The sequence below is a fragment of the Methylomonas sp. EFPC3 genome (assembly GCF_029643245.1).
Taxonomy (GTDB): Bacteria; Pseudomonadota; Gammaproteobacteria; order Methylococcales; family Methylomonadaceae; genus Methylomonas; species Methylomonas koyamae_B.
This window is the reverse complement of the sequence record NZ_CP116398.1, coordinates 2,568,804-2,588,895: the sequence shown is the minus strand read 5'-3', so window position 1 is coordinate 2,588,895 and position 20,092 is coordinate 2,568,804. Positions and strand designations below refer to the sequence as shown.

Genomic DNA, 20,092 nt, shown 5'->3' with positions numbered 1-20,092 from the left:
TTTATGAATTGCCACGAAGTTGATTACCGGATCGTCGGCCACGATATTCAGATGGTCGAAATCGAATTGGATCCGAACGAAACCGTTGTTGCCGAAGCCGGCGCGATGACCTATCTGGAGCAGGATATCGAATTCGAAACCAAAATGGGCGACGGTTCCGGCGGCGTGATGGATAAGCTGTTCGGTATCGGCAAGCGCTTGTTGACCGGCGAATCGGTTTTTCTGACCCATTTCAGCAACCGCGGCGGCCAAAAACGGCAAGTGGCTTTTGCCGCACCGTTTCCGGGCACCATCATTGCGTTAAATATGGCTGAGTTGGGGCAGGAAGTGATCTGCCAGAAATCGGCATTTTTGGCGGCGGCGTTCGGTACCCAGGTCGACATCGCCTTCAACAAACGATTGGGCAGCGGTTTTTTTGGCGGCGAAGGTTTTATTTTGCAGCGCCTGCGCGGCGACGGGATGGCCTTCATCCATGCCGGCGGTACGGTGGTGCGCAAAGAATTGCGCAATGAAACCCTGCGGTTGGATACCGGTTGTCTGGTCGCTTTCAGCGGCGACATCGATTACAACATCGCCCTGAGCGGCGGCCTGAAAAGCATGCTGTTCGGCGGTGAGGGTCTGTTTCTGGCAACCTTGAAAGGCACGGGATCGGTTTGGATCCAAAGCATGCCGTTTTCGCGGCTGGCGGAACAGGTGTTAAGCCACTATCGGCCGTTAGGTCAGGATAGCCAATAAAGCCGGTTACAGCAGGCCGTGTTCGGCGAACGAGAACGGCGGACCGTCGCCAACGATGAAATGGTCCAACACCCGGATATCGAACAAGCCCAGGGCTTGTTTCAGTTTCTCGGTAATCTGCCGGTCGGCCTGGCTGGGTTCGTTGATCCCCGAAGGATGGTTATGAGCGAATATCACCGCCGCAGCATGGTGAAACAACGCCCGTTTGGCGACTTCGCGCGGATAAACGCTGGCGCCGTCTATCGTGCCGCGAAACAATTCTTCCCATTGAATCACCCGGTGCTGGTTGTCGAGAAACAAACAGGCGAAAATTTCGTAGCTGTGGCCGCGTAGTTGTGCGCTCAGGTAAGCGCGGGTGATATCCGGGCTGGTCAGCGCGTTGCCGCGTTGCAGAATTTCGGCGAAATGGCGGCGGGCCATTTCCAGCACCGCCTGCAGTTGTGCATATTTGGCGTCGCCCAGGCCGTGGCTCTGGCAAAATCGCTGCTGGTCGGCGCCTAGCAGCGCGCGCAACGAACCGTATTCGCTGAGTAGTTCCCGTGCCATATCCACCGCCGATTTACCGGCCGTGCCGGTACGCAAGAAAATCGCCAGCAATTCGGCATCTGTCAAGGCGCCGGCGCCGCGCTGCAACAGTTTTTCCCGCGGGCGTTCGTCGGCAGGCCAATTTTTAATGCTCATCAACTCGCTCCGGCCGTTAAGAAACGGTTTTAAGCGTAGAAGAATCGGACCGACTTTGCCATAATTCCGTAATTAGCCATTTTGGGGCGTGTTATTAACAAGCGAATTTTACTGGGAGTTTGCGGCGGTATCGCGGCCTATAAAGCGGCGGAATTGCTGCGCCTGCTGCGCAAGCAAGGCTGCGAGGTCAGGGTGGTGATGACCGCCGCCGCCGCCCGGTTCGTGGCTCCGCTGACTTTTCAGGCCCTGAGCGGACATAGCGTGCACAGCGAATTGCTTGATCCGGAGCAGGAACAGGCGATGAGCCATATCCAACTGGCGCGCTGGGCCGATCTGCTCCTGATTGCACCGGCAACTGCGGATACATTGGCCAAAATGGCGCACGGATTGGCCGACGATTTGTTGTCGACTTTGTATCTGGCCGCCGAATGTCCGGTTTACGTGGCGCCGGCCATGAACCAGGCGATGTGGGGCAAGCCGGTTACCCAAGAAAATATCGCTCGTTTGCAGCAGCACGGAGTGACGGTGATTGGCCCGGCCGCGGGCGAGCAAGCCTGCGGCGAGCAGGGATACGGGCGCATGGTCGAGCCGGCCGAAATCGTCCAAAGCGTATTGATCCAGTCCACTGGCGGTTTAATTGCCGGCCTGAAACTGGTGGTCAGCGCCGGTCCGACCCGCGAGCCGTTGGATCCGGTGCGGTTTATCAGTAACCGTAGTTCCGGCAAGATGGGTTATGCGTTGACCAAAGCCGCTGTCGCCGCCGGCGCCGATGTGACTTTGGTCAGCGGCCCGGTGCATCTGCCGGCGCCGACCGGGGCCAAATTCATTCAGGTCGAGACTGCATTGCAGATGTACCAGGCCGTGCTGAACGCTTGCGCTGATGCAGACCTTTATATCGGTGCGGCGGCAGTGGCTGATTATCGAGCCAAACAGGTCGCCGGGCGCAAACTGAAGAAAGGTGAAGCCGAAGACAGCGTGATTGAGTTGGAAAAGAATCCGGATATCGTCGCCGCGGTTGCAGGACTACTGCCCAAACCTTGGGTCGTCGGTTTTGCCGCCGAAACCGACGATCTTGAGAACTACGCACTGGGCAAGCTGCGCAGTAAAAATCTGGACATGATTGCCGCTAACTGGGTGGGCCGGGCCGAAGGCGGCTTCGATTCCGAACGCAACGCCTTGCAGGTGTTCTGGCCGGATGGCCGAAAAACGCTGGAGATGGCCGACAAAACCAGTCTGGCGGTGCAGTTGTTGCAATTGATTGCCGAGAGAATGCATGAGAAAAATCCAATTAAAAATCCTTGATTCACGCTTGGGCGAGCAGATCCCGTTGCCGGCTTACGCCACGCCGGGTTCGGCCGGGCTGGATTTGCGGGCCTGTCTGGAACAGGCGTTGACGCTGCAGCCCGGCCAGACTGCATTGATTCCGACCGGTCTGGCGATTCATATCGACGATCCGCATTTGGCGGCAATGCTGCTGCCTCGATCCGGCTTGGGCCACAAACACGGCATCGTGTTGGGTAACCTGGTCGGTTTGATCGATTCGGATTACCAGGGCCAGGTGTTCGTGTCCTGTTGGAATCGCGGCACGGAGCCATTCATCGTTGAAGTGGGCGAACGCATTGCCCAAATGGTGTTCGTGCCGGTTGCGCAAGTGGAATTCGAATGCGTTGCCGAATTCGATGCCAGCCATCGCGGTAGCGGCGGTTTCGGACATAGCGGTCGGCATTGATCGAGGGCAACCATGGGGCGCATATTCAGCATCGTCGCCGGCATTGCCGTGTTTATGGTCTTATTGGCCGGCGGCGGCGCATATTGGTTCTCGGCGGCCAAAGTCGCAGAGACGCAACAAGCCAGCGTTACAGCCGTAGCGAACGGCATGGCCGTCAGTTTGTCGACCCAAATCGACACCTTGCAACACGTTGTCGATGGCCTGGCACTAGCGCCGGACGTAATTGCCGTGTTCAGCCCCGAGACGCAGGATGCTGCAAACCGCATTAGCGTGGCAGCCAGATTGCAGAGCGTGATCCCGAACGCTTTGAAAGTGCGTTTGCTGCCGGCGAATGTCAGCGAACCGGATTTGACTCAAGCACCGAACATGGGGTTTGCCGACTTGGAAATGGTCAGGGCGACGCTCGCCGCCAAACAAAAGCCGTCGGTGCAAGGCGAGGGCGAACACCGGCACCTGGCGATAACCAGCTTGGTCATTAAAGATCAGCAGCCGATCGGCGTGATACTGGTCAGTTTGAAACCTGATGCATTGCAATTGTTAATCGGCAAAACCAGTTTCAGCGGCGGTTTTGTCGAAGTTCGCCAAGACAGTGCCGTATTGGCCACTGCCGGCAATTCCGCTGCAAAACTTGACGATCCCCAGACCCTGCCGTTGCTTAACAGTCGCTGGCAACTGGATTTGTGGACAGGTGAGGCTACCGAGCCTGCCGATGTGGTGCTGTTTCTGTGCATTATCCTGATCCCGGCGTTGTTGTTGAGTCTGGCGTTTTTTATCGGTTACCGAAAATTGGCCGACTATTTGCGGCACGACCAGAGCAGTATATTGAAGGCTGCCAAGGATATGATGACCGGCAAAAGTGCGGGGCATTATCCGGTGCAACTGGACGAGATGCGTCCGATCGTGTCCACCTTGGCCCAATTCAAACGCATTCTGGAACATGAAAAGCAACCCGAGAAGCCGGTCGAAGTCGACGAGGACTTCGATTTTTTCGAGGAATCGTTCGATATGGATTTTGTCGAGCCCTCCAAGTCTGCCGCGGTTGCGGAGCAGTACGCCAGCGTGCCGATAGCGTTGTCCTCGGCGCCGGTTAGCCTGCCCGAGCCGACGCCAGTTGCCGAGGTAAAGCCTGCCAAGCCCGCGGGCAAGAGCGGCGATATTTTTAAAGCTTACGACATTCGCGGCGTAGTCGGTCGCGACCTGACGGCAGAAACGGTGCGGGCGATCGGCTTGGTGCTGGCGAACGAGGCTCGGCAACAGCAGGTCAGGACCATCGTGTTGGGCCGAGACGGCCGTTTGACCAGTCCCGAGTTAGCGGATGCCATGGCTCAAGGTTTGACAGCCGGCGGCTGCGATGTGCTCGACATCGGTTTGGTGCCGACGCCGCTGTTGTACTTTGTCGCTCACCACAGCGAAGGCGCTAGCGGCGTGATGGTCACCGGCAGCCATAATCCGAAAGAATACAACGGCCTCAAACTGGTTTTGAACGGCGAGACCTTATCCGGCGAAAAGTTGCAACAATTGAAACAGCGTCTGGAAGCGGGCGACTACAGCCAGACCGAGCCCGGCTCGATTCAACGCAACAGCCTGTTCGGCAACGAATATATCGGCATGATTACGGAAGATCTGCATCTGGTGCGACCGATGAAGGTCGTTGTCGATTGCGGGAACGGTGCGGCCGGACGGTTGGCGCCGATGTTGCTGAAAACCCTGGGTTGCGAAGTGGTCGAGCTGTTTTGCGAGATCGACGGCAATTTTCCCAATCACCATCCGGACCCCAGCAAGCCGGAAAACCTGACCGACTTGGTGTCTGCCGTCAAACATTACGCGGCCGATATCGGCTTGGCTTTCGACGGCGACGGCGACCGTTTGGGCGTGGTGGATTCGACCGGTAAAATTATCTGGCCGGATCGGCAAATGATGTTGTTCGCCCGCGACGTGCTGACGCATAAGCCTGGATCGGAGATCATTTATGACGTGAAATGCTCCCGGCATTTGCACGATCAGATTGTTAAACGCGGAGGTCGGCCCTTGATGTGGAAAAGCGGCCATTCGCTGATGAAAGCCAAGCTGAAAGAAACTGCGGCAGCCCTGGCCGGAGAAATGAGCGGCCATATATTTTTCAACGATCGGTGGTTCGGTTTCGACGATGCGCTGTATGCCGGCGCGCGGCTGGTCGAGATCCTTTCCAACGATATGCGAAGTAGCGGCGAGTTGTTTGCCGATCTGCCGGACAGTATCAACACCCCGGAACTGCAGGTGCCGGTGGCGGAAGGCGAAGGAGCCGGTTTGATGGAGCGCTTATTCGCTCAAGCCGAATTCAAGGGCGGAAAAATCGTCAATATCGACGGTATGCGCGTCGAGTTTGCCGATGGCTGGGGCTTGGTCCGCGCCTCGAATACCACGCCGGTGTTGACCGTCCGGTTCGAAGCCGATACCCAGGAAGCGATGCAGCAAATTCAGGCGCAGTTCAGGCAATTGCTGCTGAAAGTGAATCCCGACCTTCATTTGCCATTTTAATTGTTAGAGACCATGAAAGAAAAAACCGCACACCAGATTGCCCACGTCCTGATCGAAGCCCTGCCGTACATTCAAAAATTCAAAGGCCGGACGGTCGTGATCAAATTCGGCGGTAATGCCATGGTCGACGATGCGTTGAAGCACAGCTTCGCGCGTGACATCGTGTTAATGAAGCTGGTGGGGATCAACCCTATCGTTGTACACGGTGGCGGCCCGCAGATCGGGAACCTGCTGGGGCGGCTGGGCAAGACCTCAGAGTTTGTCGACGGTATGCGCGTGACCGACAGTGAAACCATGGACGTGGTGGAAATGGTTTTAGGTGGCTTGGTCAACAAAGAGATCGTCAATTTGATCAATCTGCAAGGCGGTAAGGCGGTAGGTTTGACCGGAAAGGACGGCAACTTCATTCACGCCCGCAAAATCAATATCACCAAAGCCGGCGCTTCGCTGGACGATGCGCCGGAAATCATTGATTTAGGCCATGTCGGCGAGGTCAGCAGCATTGATCCGGCGGTGGTGGAAATGCTGGGCAACAGCGATTTTATTCCGGTGATAGCGCCGATCGGTGTTGGCAAGGACGGTCATTCCTACAATATCAACGCCGATCTGGTGGCGGGCAAGGTTGCCGAGGTGTTGAAAGCCGAAAAGCTGATGCTGCTGACTAATACCCCGGGTATTTTGGATAAACAGGGCAACTTGCTGACCGGATTGACCTTGACCGACATCGACAACTTGATCGCTGACGGTACGATATCGGGCGGCATGATTCCGAAAACCCGCTGTGCGACTGATGCGTTGAAAGGCGGTGTCACCAGCGTCCATATCATTGACGGCAGGGTTGACCATGCCGTGTTACTGGAGTTGTTTACCGACCAGGGCGTCGGCACCTTACTGCTGCGCCGCTAATTGGGATTGGATAAACGGGGCGAATGCTTCGCGAATGGCTTGGGTTTTGGCGCTGGCGCACAGTTCCAAACCGAGGCTGGATTGGCGGCAGCGAACGTCGAGAAAAATCTGACGGACGTTGTTCCGTTCCAATAAAGATGCCGACAGACTCAGGTCGGTATCGGTTTGCGGTGCCGCCCGCATGATCAGTTTTTCGCTTTCCACGTCTTGGCCGGTAGTGGAGTTGCTGGCGACAAATTCACCGGCGATTTTCCAGGCCTTTTCGCATTGAACGGCATCTTCGCAGACGAACAAGCCTAGTTCGTTACTGGCGTTGCTGGCGGCTAGAGAGGATTTGTCGGTTTTCCCGGTTTTTTGCGATTGGGTCAAAAACTGAAAGCGGGCAACATCGGCTTTGAACTCTTTTTCGCTGTTTTGCCGTTCCACTTGGTGGCGTTGCAGATCTTGTTTGGCCGCGTCTATCTGTTGTTTGCTGGCGGCAATGTCGCCGAGTAGTTTGTCGGGCAATTTGCTGCCGCTACGTTCGAGATTGGCGGCCTGTTGTTGCTGTTGCCGTAATTGCGATTCCAGTAAATCGATGTTGCCCTCGATTACCTTACGCGCCGCGTCGATCGCAGCTAATTTGTTGGCGATCGCTTTTTCCAAGTCGTCGACGCTGCGGAAGGTGCTGAGTAAGACTTTATCGTTGGCCGCTTGTTTCGTGATGATCTTCTCCTGCTCCTTGCGCAGTTCGTCCAGGCGTTTTTGCTGGGTGAGTTGCTCTGCGGTTTTGGCTTTTTCTACCACATCCGTCACCCGCGCCTTTTCGTTTAGGGTTTCCCGTTTGTGCTGGATCTGATCGGGCGGAACTTGGTCGGAAAAATAAACGTTACCGCTGTCGTCGACCCAACGATACATTTTTTTAGCAAAGGCCGGGTCTGCAGCCAACATCGGCATGACCAGAGCGAGCGCTAGCAGGATGCGTTTGGCGGTGTTGTTCGGTGTGCCCATATTTTTCGGCGATCCGACCTAGCCCAAGATCGTGGCCAGCTGATGTAATGGCGGTAATATCATCATTTTTGCCAGTTGCAACAACACCAGAGCTGCCAAAGGCGACAAGTCAATGCCGCCTAAATCGGGCAATACTCTGCGGCAAACGTTCAGCAGCGGTTCGGTCAAACTGTACAAGATCGATGAGGCGCTGCTGTAACTGCCCGCTGCGAACCAGCTCAGGATCGCTGCGGCAAAAATGGCGTAGACAAAAATGTCCAACAGCATTTTTACAAGGTCGGTAAACGACAGCAGCAGCAAAGCGACTACGCTGATCGATAAGCTTTTCAGTGCCAGAATCGAAAAATTGGCGATCATTTGCAGTACCAGCGCCAGAACCAGCGAGGAACTGTCGATACGGCCGATCGCCGGGATAAAGCGCCGCATGATCCTTAACGGCGGATGGGTGATTTTGACCAGAAACTGCGAAATCGGATTGTAAAAATCGGCTTGGGTCCATTGCAGCAAAAACCGCAAGGCGACCGCCAGGATGTAGAGCGAGAACAGGGTGTCGATCAAAAACACCAAGGGATCTGTCATGTAGTTACTGCCCATCAGTCGGCTCCGAGTTGTTTTGACATTTCAATCGAGCGGTCCCTGGCGGCATGCAGGGCTTTCGATACCAAATCGACGAAGCCGTGTTGCAGAAAGGTCTCGACGGCTTGCTGCGTTGTACCGCCTGGCGATGTTACTCGCGCCCGTAGTTGTGCCGGAGATTCGGCGGATTCCAGGGCGATTTTCGCCGCGCCCAACGCAGTTTGCTGAATTAATAAACGCGCGGAATGTTCGTCCAGACCCAGTTCCAAAGCGGCCTGCTCCATCGCTTCCATTAACAGAAAAAAATAGGCCGGGCCGCTGCCGGAGACCGCAGTAACGGCGTCGAGTTTGGCCTCGTCCCCGAACCATAACGTCAAGCCGACGGCGCGCAGGATGTTCTCGGCCAGGTCTTTCTGTTCCTCGTTGACTTGCGGATTGGCGTGCAATGCCGTGGCACCGGTTTGAACCAAAGCCGGGGTGTTGGGCATGCAACGGACGATGGCGGTGTTTGCGCCCAGCCATAGCGCCAAGCTTTGTTGACCGATGCCGGCGGCGATCGACACTACCAGAACGTTCTTTTGTTTCAGTTGCGGTGCGATTTGCAAGCAGACGTCTCGCAGAATCTGCGGTTTGACCGCCAGAACCACGACGTCGGCTTCGTTGGCGATATTAGCGTTATCGGCGGAAATATTGACGTGTAATTGATCGGCGTGGGACTTCAGGATGTCGGGAGCGGCATCGGATACCCAGATTTGCTGGGGCGAGTGGCCGCTGGCTATCAGGCCGCGCATCAAGCTGGTTGCCATGTTGCCGCCGCCGATAAAGCCGATTGTTTTTGTGTTCATAGCTTACTGAAAAATAAATTGTATCGTGATGGAAACCGCTGTTGGCAGCGCATTCTACATGACAATGGTGGCGGCGGATTAAATCTCAAGCAGTGGCCGATTCCCGGAATCCGATATGCCGCGGGCGGAAGCCGGATAGTAGCAGAGCGCTGCCGTAAACGATTATCGCCAAGCTGATTGTCGCCGCCAAGTTCAGGCCGCGTTGAGCGGCGTTCCAATTCAGCCATAAGCCGGCATCGACAAAATAGTACAAAAATGCCGACATGGTTGCGTTTGCCGCCACAATCCGCCCGATATAACCGTACCAACCGGCGCAAGGTTGGTAAATGCGTGTCGTAACCAGGTTGCGTAACAACAGCACTGCGTTGAGATAGGCGGATAAGGTGGTCGCTAAGGCAACTCCGGCATGAGCCAAAGGCCAGACCAAAATCAGGTTGAAGGCTACATTGGCAAGCATCGAATACCCGCCGAATCGTGTCGGTGTTCGGGTATCGTGGCGGGAGGTAAAGCCGGGGGCCAGCACTTTGATTAGCATAAAAGCCAACAAGCCCAGCGAATACGCAATCAGGCTGCGGCCGGCCATCTTGACGTCGCCGCTGTCGAATTCGTTGTATTGGAACAAGGTAGAAAGCAAAGGTTCGGCCAGAAATGCCAATCCCAAAGTGGCCGGCATGCCAATTAGTAGTGTCAGTTTCAAGCCCCAATCCAATGCCTTGGAAAATGCAAGCTGGTCCGACGTGGCATGATGCGCCGACAGATGCGGCAAAATCACGGTGGCGACGGCAATGCCGAGGATTCCAAGCGGGAATTCGACCAGGCGGTCTGAGTAATACAGCCACGACACGCTGCCCGGAGCCAGAAAAGAAGCTACCAAAGTGCCGAACAGCAAGTTGACCTGCACCACCGAGACGCCGAAAATCGCCGACGGCATCCGCGTCAGCATGCGTTTTACGCTTGGATCGCGGTAGGCCCAGCGTGGCCGCGGTAGCAAGCCGAGGCGCAACAACGGCGGAATTTGAAATGCCAACTGTATCGCTCCGGCCGCGAATACGCCCCAGGCCAGCGCGACAATCGGTTGGTCCATTAGCGGTGCCAGCCAGATTGCGGCAGCGATCATCGCGAGGTTCAAGATCACCGGTGTCAAAGCCGGAACCGCAAATCGGCCTTGGGCATTCAATATTGCGCCGGCAAAAGCGACCAATGTGACGAAAAACAGGTAAGGAAATGTGATGCGCAGCATTTGTACGGTCAACTCGTACTGGCTGCCTTCCCACAAAAATCCCGGCGCAAACACCAGGATTAACAAGGGGGCTGCAACGACTCCGGCTAGCGCGACCAGAGCCAGTAACGCTGCCAAGGTGCCTGAGCTGCGGTCTATGAACTGGCGTAATGCTTCTCTAGTACCTTTCTGATGGTAATCGGACAGTAGCGGTACGAAGGCTTGAGCGAAAGCGCCTTCGGCAAATAAACGGCGTAAAAAATTGGGAATCCGGAACGCGACGAAGAAAGCATCGGTGGCAGCATTAACCCCGAAAATATTGGCGAACAGCATGTCTCTGGCGAAGCCCATCAACCGCGAAATCAATGTCATACTGCCGACAATGGCGGTTGATTTGAAAAGCTGTTTACTCACGAATCTTCCCGTCTATTCAGAAGCAGCTAAAAATTTGACAATCATAGCATTCAAAAAGATAATATGCGGTTCCAAATTCACTGAAACAAATTGATAGACTATGGCGAATTCACCACAAGCTAGAAAAAGAGCGCGTCAGGCAGAGAAAAGCCGTATTCGCAATGCCGGACAGCGCAGCAACTTACGCACTTTCATCAAAAAAGTGATCGCCGCTGTTAGAGCAGGCGATAAAGAGCAAGCGCAAGCCGCGTTCAAAGTGGCTGTCCCCGTTATCGATTCAGCCGTCAACAAAGGCTTGATCCACAAAAATAAAGCCGCCCGCGGTAAAAGCAGATTGAATAACAGACTGCGCGCCATGGCTTAATTTTGGTTTAGGCATAATCGATTGCAAAAGGCCCGGATGGAAACGTCCGGGCCTTTTTTGTGCCTGGCGTTTTTTCAGTTGCCGAGTGATGTTTTAGTCGCCGCACTTGGCGCCACGTTTTCGGACAATCGTTTGCTTGCCGCGGAAGACTTTTTTCCAGCCGCGTTTGCGGCTGTTAAACAAGCTGCTAATCTGTTACTGCTTAAGAATATCAGTAAAAGGTAATCGCCATGAATAACCAAGATCAAGCCAAGCTGCGCTGGGGAATACTCGGGGCGGCGCGTATCAACGAGCGCCTGCTGCCCGCTATAGTCGAGGCTCAGAATTCCGAATTGGTCGGGATAGCCAGCCGGCGGCCGGGAGCCGCCGCGCAAACTTTGGCCCAATACGCTCCTTGCCATCCCAATATTCAAAGTTACGACAATCTGGACAGCCTGCTCAACGACGACGACGTGCAAGCCCTATATTTGCCGATGGCCAACCACGAACACGCGGAATGGGCCCTACGAGCCATCGAGCACCGCAAACACGTACTCTGCGAAAAACCGATGGCTTTGACCGTGGCCGACATCGATGCCATCGAAACCGCCGCCCGCCGCTATCGGGTGACGGTCATGGAAGGGTTTATGTACCGTTTCCATCCGCAGCATGCTCGGGTATTGGAATTGATCGGCTCCGGCTTGATCGGCGAGGTGCGTTCGGTACGAGCTAGCTATTCGTTCATGATGCGGCCGGCGCGGATGTACCGGCTGGCGGAGGATGTTTCGCGCGGCGGCGGTGCGATGTGGGATATCGGCTGTTATGCGATCCATTCGTTGCGGATGTTTTTTCAGCAGGCGCCGCGCACGGTTACTGCTTTATCCAAGTATGTCGAAAGCGGTGCCGACATTACCACCAGCGGGGTGCTGGATTTTGGAGACGGCAAATTTGGCCACTTCGATTTCAGTTTCGAGCGGGCGCGACGTTGCGAATACGAGATCATCGGCACCCGGGGCGGCATAAAATGCCACGTCGTCTGGCAATTGCCGGGCGATATTCCGATTATTTCCTGGTGGACCGAGGACGGCCGCTTTGCCGAAGAACGGATGCCGGCGGCGAACCATTTTCGTTTGGAGATCGAACATTTCAGCGATTGCGTGCTAAACGGCAAGCAGCCGCAATTGTCGTTCGACGATGCCCGCGACAATTGCCGGACCATTGTCGCTGCGTTGCAAGCGGCCGCAGAAGGGCGGACGGTAAAAATTTAGCGGAACCCGCGCCGGCCCGAACTTGAATCCGGGCCGGCGCGGCGGGCTTATTTGCTGAAGGTCAGGCCGTCGTTGGCAACATCGATTTTTATCGTATTGCCCGGCAAGAAACGGCCGGCCAATATTTCGTTAGCCAACGGATTTTCCAATTGGCGTTGTATCGCCCGTTTCAATGGCCGCGCGCCGTAGACCGGATCGAAGCCGGCCTCGCCGAGCAAATCCAAGGCCGGTTCGCTGATGGTCAAGCCGATCTCCTTCTCTTGCAGGCGCCGGCGTAGTAAATCGATCTGGATTTTGCAGATTGCCCGAATCTGGTCTTGCTCCAGCGGATGGAACACCACGGCCTCGTCGACCCGGTTGATAAATTCCGGCCGGAAATGCTGGCCGACGATGTCCATTACCGCGTCTTTCATTTCGGCATAGTTGTCTTCGCCCGCCAGTTCCTGAATCACGCTGGAGCCCAGGTTGGACGTCATCACCACCACCGTGTTCTTGAAATCCACGGTACGGCCCTGGCCGTCGGTCAGCCGGCCGTCGTCCAGGACTTGCAGCAAGACATTGAACACGTCGTTGTGGGCTTTTTCGATCTCGTCGAGCAGGATCACCGAGTAGGGCTTACGGCGCACGGCTTCGGTCAGGTAACCGCCTTCTTCGTAGCCGACGTAACCCGGCGGTGCACCGATCAAACGCGCGACCGAATGTTTCTCCATGAATTCCGACATATCGATGCGCACCATGGCTTCTTCGGTGTCGAACATGAATTCGGCCAAGGCCTTGCACAGCTCGGTTTTACCGACGCCGGTCGGTCCCAAGAACAGGAACGAGCCGTTCGGCCGGTTCGGGTCGGAAAGCCCGGCGCGGGAGCGGCGGATCGCGTTGCTGACGGCTTTCAAGGCTTCCGTTTGGCCGATCACGCGTTTGCCCAGCTCTTCTTCCATTCGCAACAATTTCTCCCGCTCGCCTTCCATCATTTTCGAGACCGGAATGCCGGTCCATTTCGATACGACTTCGGCGATTTCCTCATCCGTGACTTTGCTGCGCAATAATTTGGCTTCCTGCATTTCGGCTTGCGATGCCAAGTCCAGCTCCTTCTCCAGTTTCGGAATCTCGCCGTATTGCAGCTCCGACATCCGGGTGTAATCCTGATTGCGGCGGGCAGCTTCCAACTCCAGGCGAGCGTGTTCCAGCCGCTCTTTGATGGTGGCCGTGCCTTGCAGCGCCGCCTTTTCAGCTTTCCAGATTTCGTCGAGATCGGAATATTCTTTCTCTAGCTCGGCAATGTCTTCCTGCAAGGTTTCCAGGCGCTTTTTCGAGGCTGGGTCGCTTTCGTTTTTCATCGCCTCACGTTCGATTTTCAGCTGAATCAGGCGGCGGTCGAGTTTATCCATCGCTTCCGGTTTGGAATCCATTTCCATCCGAATCCGGCTGGCAGCTTCGTCGATCAGATCGATGGCTTTGTCCGGCAATTGCCGGTCGGAGATATAACGGTGCGACAGCATCGCCGCGGCGACGATGGCCGGGTCGGTAATGTCGACGCTGTGGTGGATTTCGTAACGTTCCTTTAAGCCGCGCAGGATGGCGATGGTGTCTTCGACGCTGGGCTCGTCGACCAAGACTTTTTGAAAACGGCGTTCCAATGCGGCGTCCTTTTCGATGTATTGGCGGTATTCGTCCAGCGTCGTCGCACCCACGCAATGCAGCTCGCCGCGCGCCAGGGCAGGCTTGAGCATATTGCCGGCGTCCATCGCGCCTTCGGCTTTGCCGGCGCCGACCATGGTATGCAACTCGTCGATGAACAGAATCACCTGGCCTTCCAGCTTGGCGATGTCGTTCAAGACCGCTTTCAGGCGCTCCTCGAACTCGCCGCGGAATTTGGCGCCAGCGATCAGCGCCGCCATGTCCAGCGACAACAATTGCTTGCCCTTGATGCCTTCCGGCACCTCGCCGTTGACGATGCGTTGGGCCAGGCCTTCGACGATCGCAGTTTTACCGACGCCGGGCTCGCCGATCAACACCGGGTTGTTCTTGGTGCGGCGTTGCAACACCTGAATGGTGCGGCGGATTTCGTCGTCGCGGCCGATCACCGGATCCAGCTTGCCTTGCTCGGCCCGCTCGGTCAGATTGATCGTGTATTTTTTTAAAGCTTGGCGTTGGTCTTCGGCATTGGCATCGTTGACGTTCTGGCCGCCGCGCATGTTGTCGATGGCTTTTTCGACGGCCGATGCGGTGACGCCGGCCTTTTTCAGCAGGTTCTGCAAGGCTCCGTTGGTGTCCAGCGCCGCTAACAGGAATAGTTCGCTGGAGATGTAGGCGTCTTTGCGCTTTTGTGCCAGTTTGTCGGTCAGATTCAGCATCCGCGACAATTCGTTGGAAATCTGCACGTCGCCGCCGGCGCCTGAAACGCTGGCCAAACGGTCGATCTCTTTCAACAGATCGTTGCGCAAGGCGTTGACCTGAACCCCGACCTGCTGCAATAAAGGTTTGATGCTGCCGCCTTCCTGGTCGATCAAGGCCTGCATGACATGCAACGGCTCGATGAACTGGTGGTCTTTGCCGAGCGCCAGACTTTGCGCGTCGCCGAGAGCCTGTTGAAATTTACTGGTTAATTTATCCATTCGCATGCAGCGTACCTCGTTAGGAAAATAAGTTTGGTTGCGACCGACATGGGGCGGCCTGAATCGGTTTTCAAGCGTCGAGGCTTGGGCTGGACAAAATTTCCGCTTAGTCTTCAGGGGAATGCCCGAATATCGCCGGTAGCTTAGACCATTGATTCAAAGTACAATGCCCGCGCTCAGATAATAGATGTTTGCGGCTTATCGCCACTGCTTCAGGCAGCAACGGTTGCCATTAATGTCGGTCTGCGTAACCAATAGTTTTATTTTGTAGGAGTTTTAAGATGGCAACAGGCACTGTAAAGTGGTTTAACAACACCAAAGGTTTTGGATTTATCGAGCCTTCCGAAGGAAAAGAAGATGTGTTCGTACATCATTCCGTGATTTTGGGAGAAGGTTTTAAAACCTTGTCGCCTGGCCAATCGGTCCAGTTCGATATCGAATCCGGCCCCAAAGGCTTGACCGCCACCAATGTGTCGCCCAGATAAACCTTAACGGTTACGGAAACAAAAGGCTCTTGATTGTTCAAGGGCCTTTTTTATGCGCGAAACAAAGCCGTTTCGCTAGGGGACGGCCCGTCCAGCAAGCTATAATGCAGACTCCTTTTCTAAACTGGGATTAGAGTATGGCACGCGAATTTTCATCGTTAAAACAATTGGATATCCCGGTTAAAGTGCTGTTCACCGGTTATTTGACAACGGTGGCGGTCGGTTATCTGGTGGCGTTGATTCAGATCCTGTTTACCCACGGGATGGCCGACGGTAAATTCGGCCTGTCGATAGACGACATCGTGTACAGCTACTACGGGAACCGCTCCGGCACGGTGTTGGAGACCAAACTGAATGGTTCGATGAAGGAAAACGCCTCGGAACAGGAGCGGTTTCAAATCATTCAATGGGTGCGCGACGGCGCCGACCAGGACGAATACGAAGAGTCCGGCGTGGCCAAGATCATTCAGGAACGCTGCGTGATGTGCCACAACAAGGAATCGTCGCTGCCGGATTTCACCGATTTCAAGGTTCTGAAGGAGTTGACCAAAGAGGACGAAGGCGCCACCTTCGGCTCGTTGACTCGGGTGTCGCATATCCATTTGTTCGGCATCAGTTTCATATTCATGTTTGTCGGCTTGATTTTCAGTTTTGCCGAAACCAGTACCGTCAAATACAAGTCGATCGCGATCGGCATGCCATATGTTTTCCTGCTAGTGGATATTTTGTCGTGGTGGTTGACCAAATTGCATCCGATATTTGCTTGGCTGGTGGTATTGGCCGGCGGCGGCATGGCGGTATCGTTTGCGTTTATGTGGACGGTGTCGGTGGCGGAAATGTGGCTATTCGACAAAGTGTTTCTGGATGGGCAGGGCCAACCCAGGCCGCAGTGGAGTACCATCGTCGAAACCAAATTCGAGGAGTTAGGCGGCATTGATGCTTACCGCAAATTGGCCGCTTGGGCCAAGCGGACGGGCTCGTCTGGCTGCGCGCTCTGCCAAAGCAAGTTGGCGCCTTACCTGCAAGGTTGGTGTGCAAAAATCTTTAAAAAAGACAAATAGTTATCGAGTGTGATTGCGTCTGCAAAATGCTGACAAAAATTAAAGTTATGGGCTGTCGGCCGCTACGCTAAGCGGTATGATGCAAACCTGTTTTGCAGGAGGTGTAACCATGATTACCAACGCTCTGAATAGTGCCACCAGCCTGATCTCGCAAGCTCAGCAAAAGGCCAGTACCGCTGCGCAAACTATCGCAAGTCTGCCGGTTCAGGAGCAGGAGGTCGGTGGTTCCAAAGATGTCGGCTCGGCAGAGATGTTCAAGCCGGTGTTGAGTTTGAAAGAAGCCGAATTGGAAACTTCGGCCGGCGTCAAAATCATCAAGGCCCACGAAAAAATGCTGGGTTCGATATTAGATATTCGCGCTTAATAACTGACGCTGACGTCATAGCCCAGGGCGCTGACGTCGGCTGCCAAAGCATCCATGCTAGCTGTGGATGCTTTGGCCAATTCCGCCGCTTCCGCTTGTAGAGACGGTCGTGCCAAGCTGTAAAGCATGACCTGCTCGATCTTTATATCCATCTGCCGCAATTGTTTTAACAAACTCAAATAAGCTTGTTTCTCTTGGTCTGACCACGCAAATCGATAGCTGAAAACGCAGGTCTGTAATTTGGTTCGGCAAAGTTTTGCGGCGATTCGCAAGTGCTCCAACAGTTTCTGCTGGCTTTGCCCGGTCTGATTGATCAGCTTGCGGCCCGACTCGGTCGCGCTATCCAGCTTGAACCAAAGCTCGCCGTTGTAACGCGCCAAGGTTCTCAGTCCTTGTTGGACCGCGGATTGATGAATCAAACTGCCGTTACTGATCAGTACATAACGACTTTCCGGAAACAGGCCGGCTTGACTGGCGATCCCGCCTATGAGGTCGGCGGCGCGGTCGAAATTCTTCAAACTGGTGGGTTCGCCGTTACCGGAGATGGCGATGTCCTTAATCACGCGCTGCGGTTCCGGGATATTGAAGCGCTGATAAAAGTCGCCGTTTAAGACCTGATTCAGGAACTCTCGCAGCTCTTGCTCCAACAACGCAAAATCCAATTCCGGCGCATTACCGCGCTGCAGGCCGGGGACTTGGCAGTAGACGCAATGCCAGTTGCAGGCGTTGTTGGGATTGAAATTAATCCCAATCGACAGGCCGCCGGCGCGGCGGGAAATTACCGGATAAACGTAGCGCAGGCCGGCAATGTTCCGGTCGTGGTCGTTGGTGCTGAGAGTTTTCGGCATTCAAAATAGCTGCTGCCGACCGGGCGGGAGCCGGCCGGCATTGACTGGCCGCTTAAAGTTTGACCAGAATTTCCCCGCGCCCGGCTTCGGCCATATCGCCGCCGAAGCGGCGCACCCGATTGAAGGCAATAGCTTTGTCGGCGAAGCGGGAGTTCAGCGATTTAAACGACGCGAACAGCATCGGCAGGAAGGCCAGCGTATGCGAGCCGCAATCGTTGAAAGTGGCAGGCAATTGCGGTTGGTTCCACAATAGCAAAGTGCCGCGCCGCATGGCATAACCGGCGTAACGGCCAACTTGGCCCATCACGGCAATGGTTCCGGCGACCATGCGTGAGCCGCAATAATCGCCGGCGTTGCCTTCGACCAAAATTTGGCCGCGGCGCAGGTGGTCGCCGCAACGCTGGCCGACGTTACCTTTGACCAGGATCGTGCCGCCTTTCATGCCTTGCTTGTTGCCAGGCAGCGCACCGCCGAGGAAATCTCCGGCATCGCCTTCGATTTGAATCAGACCGTTCTTCATTTCGCAGCCGGCATAAAGGCCCACATCGCCGATCACGTTGATCGTGCCGCCCTTCATCTGCATGCCCAAATAGGCGCCGGCTTCACCCTGTACGCTGATGCTGCCATTTGCCAACTCTTTGCCGATGAAATCCAGCTTGCCGGTGCTGCCGACGATACTGAGGTCGTCGGCGTTGCTACCGGTAATATGAAACAGTTGAGCGACCCGCAGCTTTTGCTTGCCGCATTGCAGTTCGATCGCCGCAATTTGGTCCAGGCTCTGGCCGGCCAGTTTGTGGCAGACCAGCGGCGACATGTCGATGCGCTGCGCCGGCGGCGTTTCGATCAAAGTAAACGTCAACGAGGTCATGCCATGATCTCCTGCAAGTGAAAGTGGAATGGGCCGAGTTTGCCGCCGTAGTTACCAGCGCTGATGCGCTTGATGCCGTTGGCCGCACCCAGATCGCAAACCGCCTGAATGCCGACCCGCATCGCCTTGTCGATGTCTTCCTTGCTCAAACCGTCGATGACGATTTCCATCACCGATTCGATTTCCGGCGACAGATCGGTTTTGGTCACGCCTTTCAGCGTCGGGCAAAACGCATCGTTGGTCGAGGCGCTCAAGGCTTTGTATTTGGAGCCTACCTTCGATCCGGAGCGAACCACGCCGCCGGGGAAGGGCATGATCACGTTGGGGATTTTTTTCATCGCTTCGATCGCCGCTTCGCAGGCCGCCAGGGCTTGCGGTTGTGATTCCGCCAATACCAGAAAGTTACCGCCGCCGACCGCGTCAACCATGCCGGTCGTCGCTTCGGTCAGAAATTCGCCGTCCATTACCGGCACCCGCCAGTAACGTTTGCCACCGATTTTTTTCGCAATCTGAAAGCCGTCGCCGAAGAAACGCAGGTTTTTACCCAGCGGAATCGGCTTGCCGCCTTCGATGCCGGCGAATAGCGCAGACGTCGGCGAGGTTAGCACGCACTGGCCGGCTCGGGTTTCCAATTGTTTGGCCAAGCCTTTGCTGCCCATCGCATAAATCATGATCGCGACGCCAGGACGGCCGTCCGGAGTTTCGTCCGGACTCAACACCCGTTCGATGCCGGCTTCGCAGCCGCAGGCAATGACCGAGGTGGCGAAGCCGGTCATGGCCTGTGCGGAAATCATCGCCCATTTTTCGTTCTGGGCGGTGATGATGGCGCGCGTCGCTTTCATCGGGAAGGCTTCGGCGAAAGTTTTATCTATGGTGACGCCGTTAATTATCATCGTGGTTACTCATAGTCCGGAGTTCTGTATATCGATTTGCCGCGGTGGTTTAATCGAATTGGTTTTGATTGATTTGGTAGATCACGTGCCGCCCCGCGTGGTTATAAGTTTCGGCAACGGTGTTTACGTTAAAGCCAAACTCGGGCGCGATGTGTTTCGGGTCGTGTTCGGCGCCGACAAAATCGGAAAAGGGAATAAATATCTGCGCGTCCGGCTCCAGATAATCCGGCACTTCGCGAAAAAAGCGGCGCAGTATTTGTTGACCGCCGTCCTCGTTCAAGCCGAATGTACCGTTGGAGGGGTAATAATTGAAATTGAAAACAATCATGCCGAAACGTTTGGCCGGAACCGAGGCAAACAAATCACTATGCAGGAATGCTTCCGGCGCTATATCTGGATTTAATGAACCGTTGTGGCGGGCACAGGCGACGGCGTCCGGATTAAAGTCGACACCGATAACCTCTTCGCAGCCGATTTTTTTCAATATAAACGCGAAATAGCCGCTGCCGCAGCCCATATCCAATCCGGTCTTCGCCGGATTTTGCTGCAGCATGAAGTCGCCGAAAAACGAACTGGTCAAGCCGAAATCCGAGGGAAATACATTTTTCGCAATACTCAGAGTAATGCCATCCTGCTCGACCAGATATGGCTGGCGTGCCAGATAATCGGCCAGCTCGGCTTCTCTGTCGGCGATTGTGATCGATGTTAGAGTCATCTTGTTCCTTGGGTTCCGAT

At 55.3% G+C, this 20,092-nt stretch carries 20 protein-coding genes; 10 read left to right on the top strand and 10 right to left on the bottom strand.

The window, feature by feature from the left end; translation table 11 throughout:
• Positions 1-3: 3 nt before the first annotated feature.
• Positions 4-735, top strand: coding sequence for a TIGR00266 family protein (locus PL263_RS11595; RefSeq protein ID WP_278209541.1), 732 nt, complete (start codon positions 4-6; stop codon positions 733-735).
• 6 nt (positions 736-741) lie between these two features.
• On the opposite strand, the gene radC is transcribed toward PL263_RS11595, so the two are convergent.
• Positions 742-1,416, bottom strand: a complete 675-nt coding sequence (gene radC, locus PL263_RS11590) for a DNA repair protein RadC (RefSeq protein WP_140910878.1) — start codon at positions 1,414-1,416, stop codon at positions 742-744.
• A gap of 81 nt (positions 1,417-1,497) precedes the next feature.
• On the opposite strand from radC, the gene coaBC reads away from it, so the two are divergent.
• From coaBC to argB, 4 genes are read left to right on the top strand one after another with little or no spacing between them, the layout of a single operon-like run.
• Positions 1,498-2,718, top strand: a complete 1,221-nt coding sequence (gene coaBC, locus PL263_RS11585) for a bifunctional phosphopantothenoylcysteine decarboxylase/phosphopantothenate--cysteine ligase CoaBC (protein ID WP_278209540.1) — start codon at positions 1,498-1,500, stop codon at positions 2,716-2,718.
• Positions 2,690-3,145 (top strand): dUTP diphosphatase, encoded by a 456-nt coding sequence (gene dut / locus PL263_RS11580; protein ID WP_278209539.1) that lies wholly within the window; start codon positions 2,690-2,692, stop codon positions 3,143-3,145. Before coaBC ends, dut begins: the two co-directional genes overlap by 29 nt.
• 12 nt (positions 3,146-3,157) lie before the next feature.
• Complete coding sequence (locus tag PL263_RS11575) at positions 3,158-5,662, top strand: phosphomannomutase/phosphoglucomutase (RefSeq protein WP_278209538.1); 2,505 nt, start codon at positions 3,158-3,160, stop codon at positions 5,660-5,662.
• 12 nt (positions 5,663-5,674) lie between these two features.
• The gene (argB, locus tag PL263_RS11570) at positions 5,675-6,568 is read left to right on the top strand and encodes an acetylglutamate kinase (RefSeq protein WP_278209537.1); all 894 of its coding nucleotides are present in this window, start codon (positions 5,675-5,677) and stop codon (positions 6,566-6,568) included.
• Here the strand turns inward: argB and PL263_RS11565 are convergent.
• The 4 genes from PL263_RS11565 to murJ form a co-directional block, all read right to left on the bottom strand.
• Positions 6,551-7,558 (bottom strand): DUF4124 domain-containing protein, encoded by a 1,008-nt coding sequence (locus tag PL263_RS11565; protein WP_278209536.1) that lies wholly within the window; start codon positions 7,556-7,558, stop codon positions 6,551-6,553. The genes argB and PL263_RS11565 overlap by 18 nt on opposite strands.
• Before the next feature lie 18 nt (positions 7,559-7,576).
• On the bottom strand, positions 7,577-8,152 hold the full coding sequence (locus tag PL263_RS11560) for a YggT family protein (protein ID WP_140910874.1): 576 nt from the start codon (positions 8,150-8,152) through the stop codon (positions 7,577-7,579).
• The gene (gene proC / locus PL263_RS11555) at positions 8,152-8,979 is read right to left on the bottom strand and encodes a pyrroline-5-carboxylate reductase (protein WP_278209535.1); all 828 of its coding nucleotides are present in this window, start codon (positions 8,977-8,979) and stop codon (positions 8,152-8,154) included. The genes PL263_RS11560 and proC overlap by 1 nt, the downstream gene beginning before the upstream one ends.
• An 85-nt stretch (positions 8,980-9,064) precedes the next feature.
• Complete coding sequence (gene murJ, locus PL263_RS11550) at positions 9,065-10,612, bottom strand: murein biosynthesis integral membrane protein MurJ (RefSeq protein ID WP_278209534.1); 1,548 nt, start codon at positions 10,610-10,612, stop codon at positions 9,065-9,067.
• A gap of 100 nt (positions 10,613-10,712) precedes the next feature.
• Here murJ and rpsT point away from each other — a divergent pair, with 100 nt between their 5' ends.
• On the top strand, positions 10,713-10,976 hold the full coding sequence (gene rpsT, locus PL263_RS11545) for a 30S ribosomal protein S20 (RefSeq protein WP_140910871.1): 264 nt from the start codon (positions 10,713-10,715) through the stop codon (positions 10,974-10,976).
• A gap of 230 nt (positions 10,977-11,206) precedes the next feature.
• Complete coding sequence (locus PL263_RS11540; protein WP_278209533.1) at positions 11,207-12,223, top strand: Gfo/Idh/MocA family oxidoreductase; 1,017 nt, start codon at positions 11,207-11,209, stop codon at positions 12,221-12,223.
• Between the two features lie 47 nt (positions 12,224-12,270).
• On the opposite strand, the gene clpB is transcribed toward PL263_RS11540, so the two are convergent.
• The gene (gene clpB / locus PL263_RS11535; protein ID WP_278209532.1) at positions 12,271-14,844 is read right to left on the bottom strand and encodes an ATP-dependent chaperone ClpB; all 2,574 of its coding nucleotides are present in this window, start codon (positions 14,842-14,844) and stop codon (positions 12,271-12,273) included.
• 275 nt (positions 14,845-15,119) lie between these two features.
• On the opposite strand from clpB, the gene PL263_RS11530 reads away from it, so the two are divergent.
• From PL263_RS11530 to PL263_RS11520, 3 genes are all read left to right on the top strand, one after another.
• Positions 15,120-15,323: a cold-shock protein gene (locus PL263_RS11530; RefSeq protein ID WP_140910868.1), complete on the top strand. Its 204-nt coding sequence runs from the start codon at positions 15,120-15,122 to the stop codon at positions 15,321-15,323.
• 137 nt (positions 15,324-15,460) lie between these two features.
• Positions 15,461-16,384 (top strand): hypothetical protein, encoded by a 924-nt coding sequence (locus tag PL263_RS11525; RefSeq protein WP_140910867.1) that lies wholly within the window; start codon positions 15,461-15,463, stop codon positions 16,382-16,384.
• A gap of 109 nt (positions 16,385-16,493) precedes the next feature.
• Positions 16,494-16,748 carry a hypothetical protein gene (locus PL263_RS11520; protein WP_140910866.1) on the top strand — a complete coding sequence of 85 codons (255 nt, stop codon included), beginning with the start codon at positions 16,494-16,496 and terminating at the stop codon, positions 16,746-16,748.
• Here PL263_RS11520 and PL263_RS11515 read toward each other — a convergent pair.
• From PL263_RS11515 to PL263_RS11500, 4 genes are read right to left on the bottom strand one after another with little or no spacing between them, the layout of a single operon-like run.
• Positions 16,745-17,596: a radical SAM protein gene (locus tag PL263_RS11515; RefSeq protein WP_140910865.1), complete on the bottom strand. Its 852-nt coding sequence runs from the start codon at positions 17,594-17,596 to the stop codon at positions 16,745-16,747. The genes PL263_RS11520 and PL263_RS11515 overlap by 4 nt on opposite strands.
• A gap of 52 nt (positions 17,597-17,648) precedes the next feature.
• Positions 17,649-18,464, bottom strand: a complete 816-nt coding sequence (locus PL263_RS11510; RefSeq protein ID WP_278209531.1) for a formylmethanofuran dehydrogenase subunit C — start codon at positions 18,462-18,464, stop codon at positions 17,649-17,651.
• The gene (fhcD, locus tag PL263_RS11505; protein ID WP_278209530.1) at positions 18,461-19,357 is read right to left on the bottom strand and encodes a formylmethanofuran--tetrahydromethanopterin N-formyltransferase; all 897 of its coding nucleotides are present in this window, start codon (positions 19,355-19,357) and stop codon (positions 18,461-18,463) included. Before fhcD ends, PL263_RS11510 begins: the two co-directional genes overlap by 4 nt.
• Positions 19,358-19,406: 49 nt before the next feature.
• The gene (locus PL263_RS11500) at positions 19,407-20,072 is read right to left on the bottom strand and encodes a methyltransferase (protein ID WP_278209529.1); all 666 of its coding nucleotides are present in this window, start codon (positions 20,070-20,072) and stop codon (positions 19,407-19,409) included.
• Between the last annotated feature and the right edge of the window lie 20 nt (positions 20,073-20,092).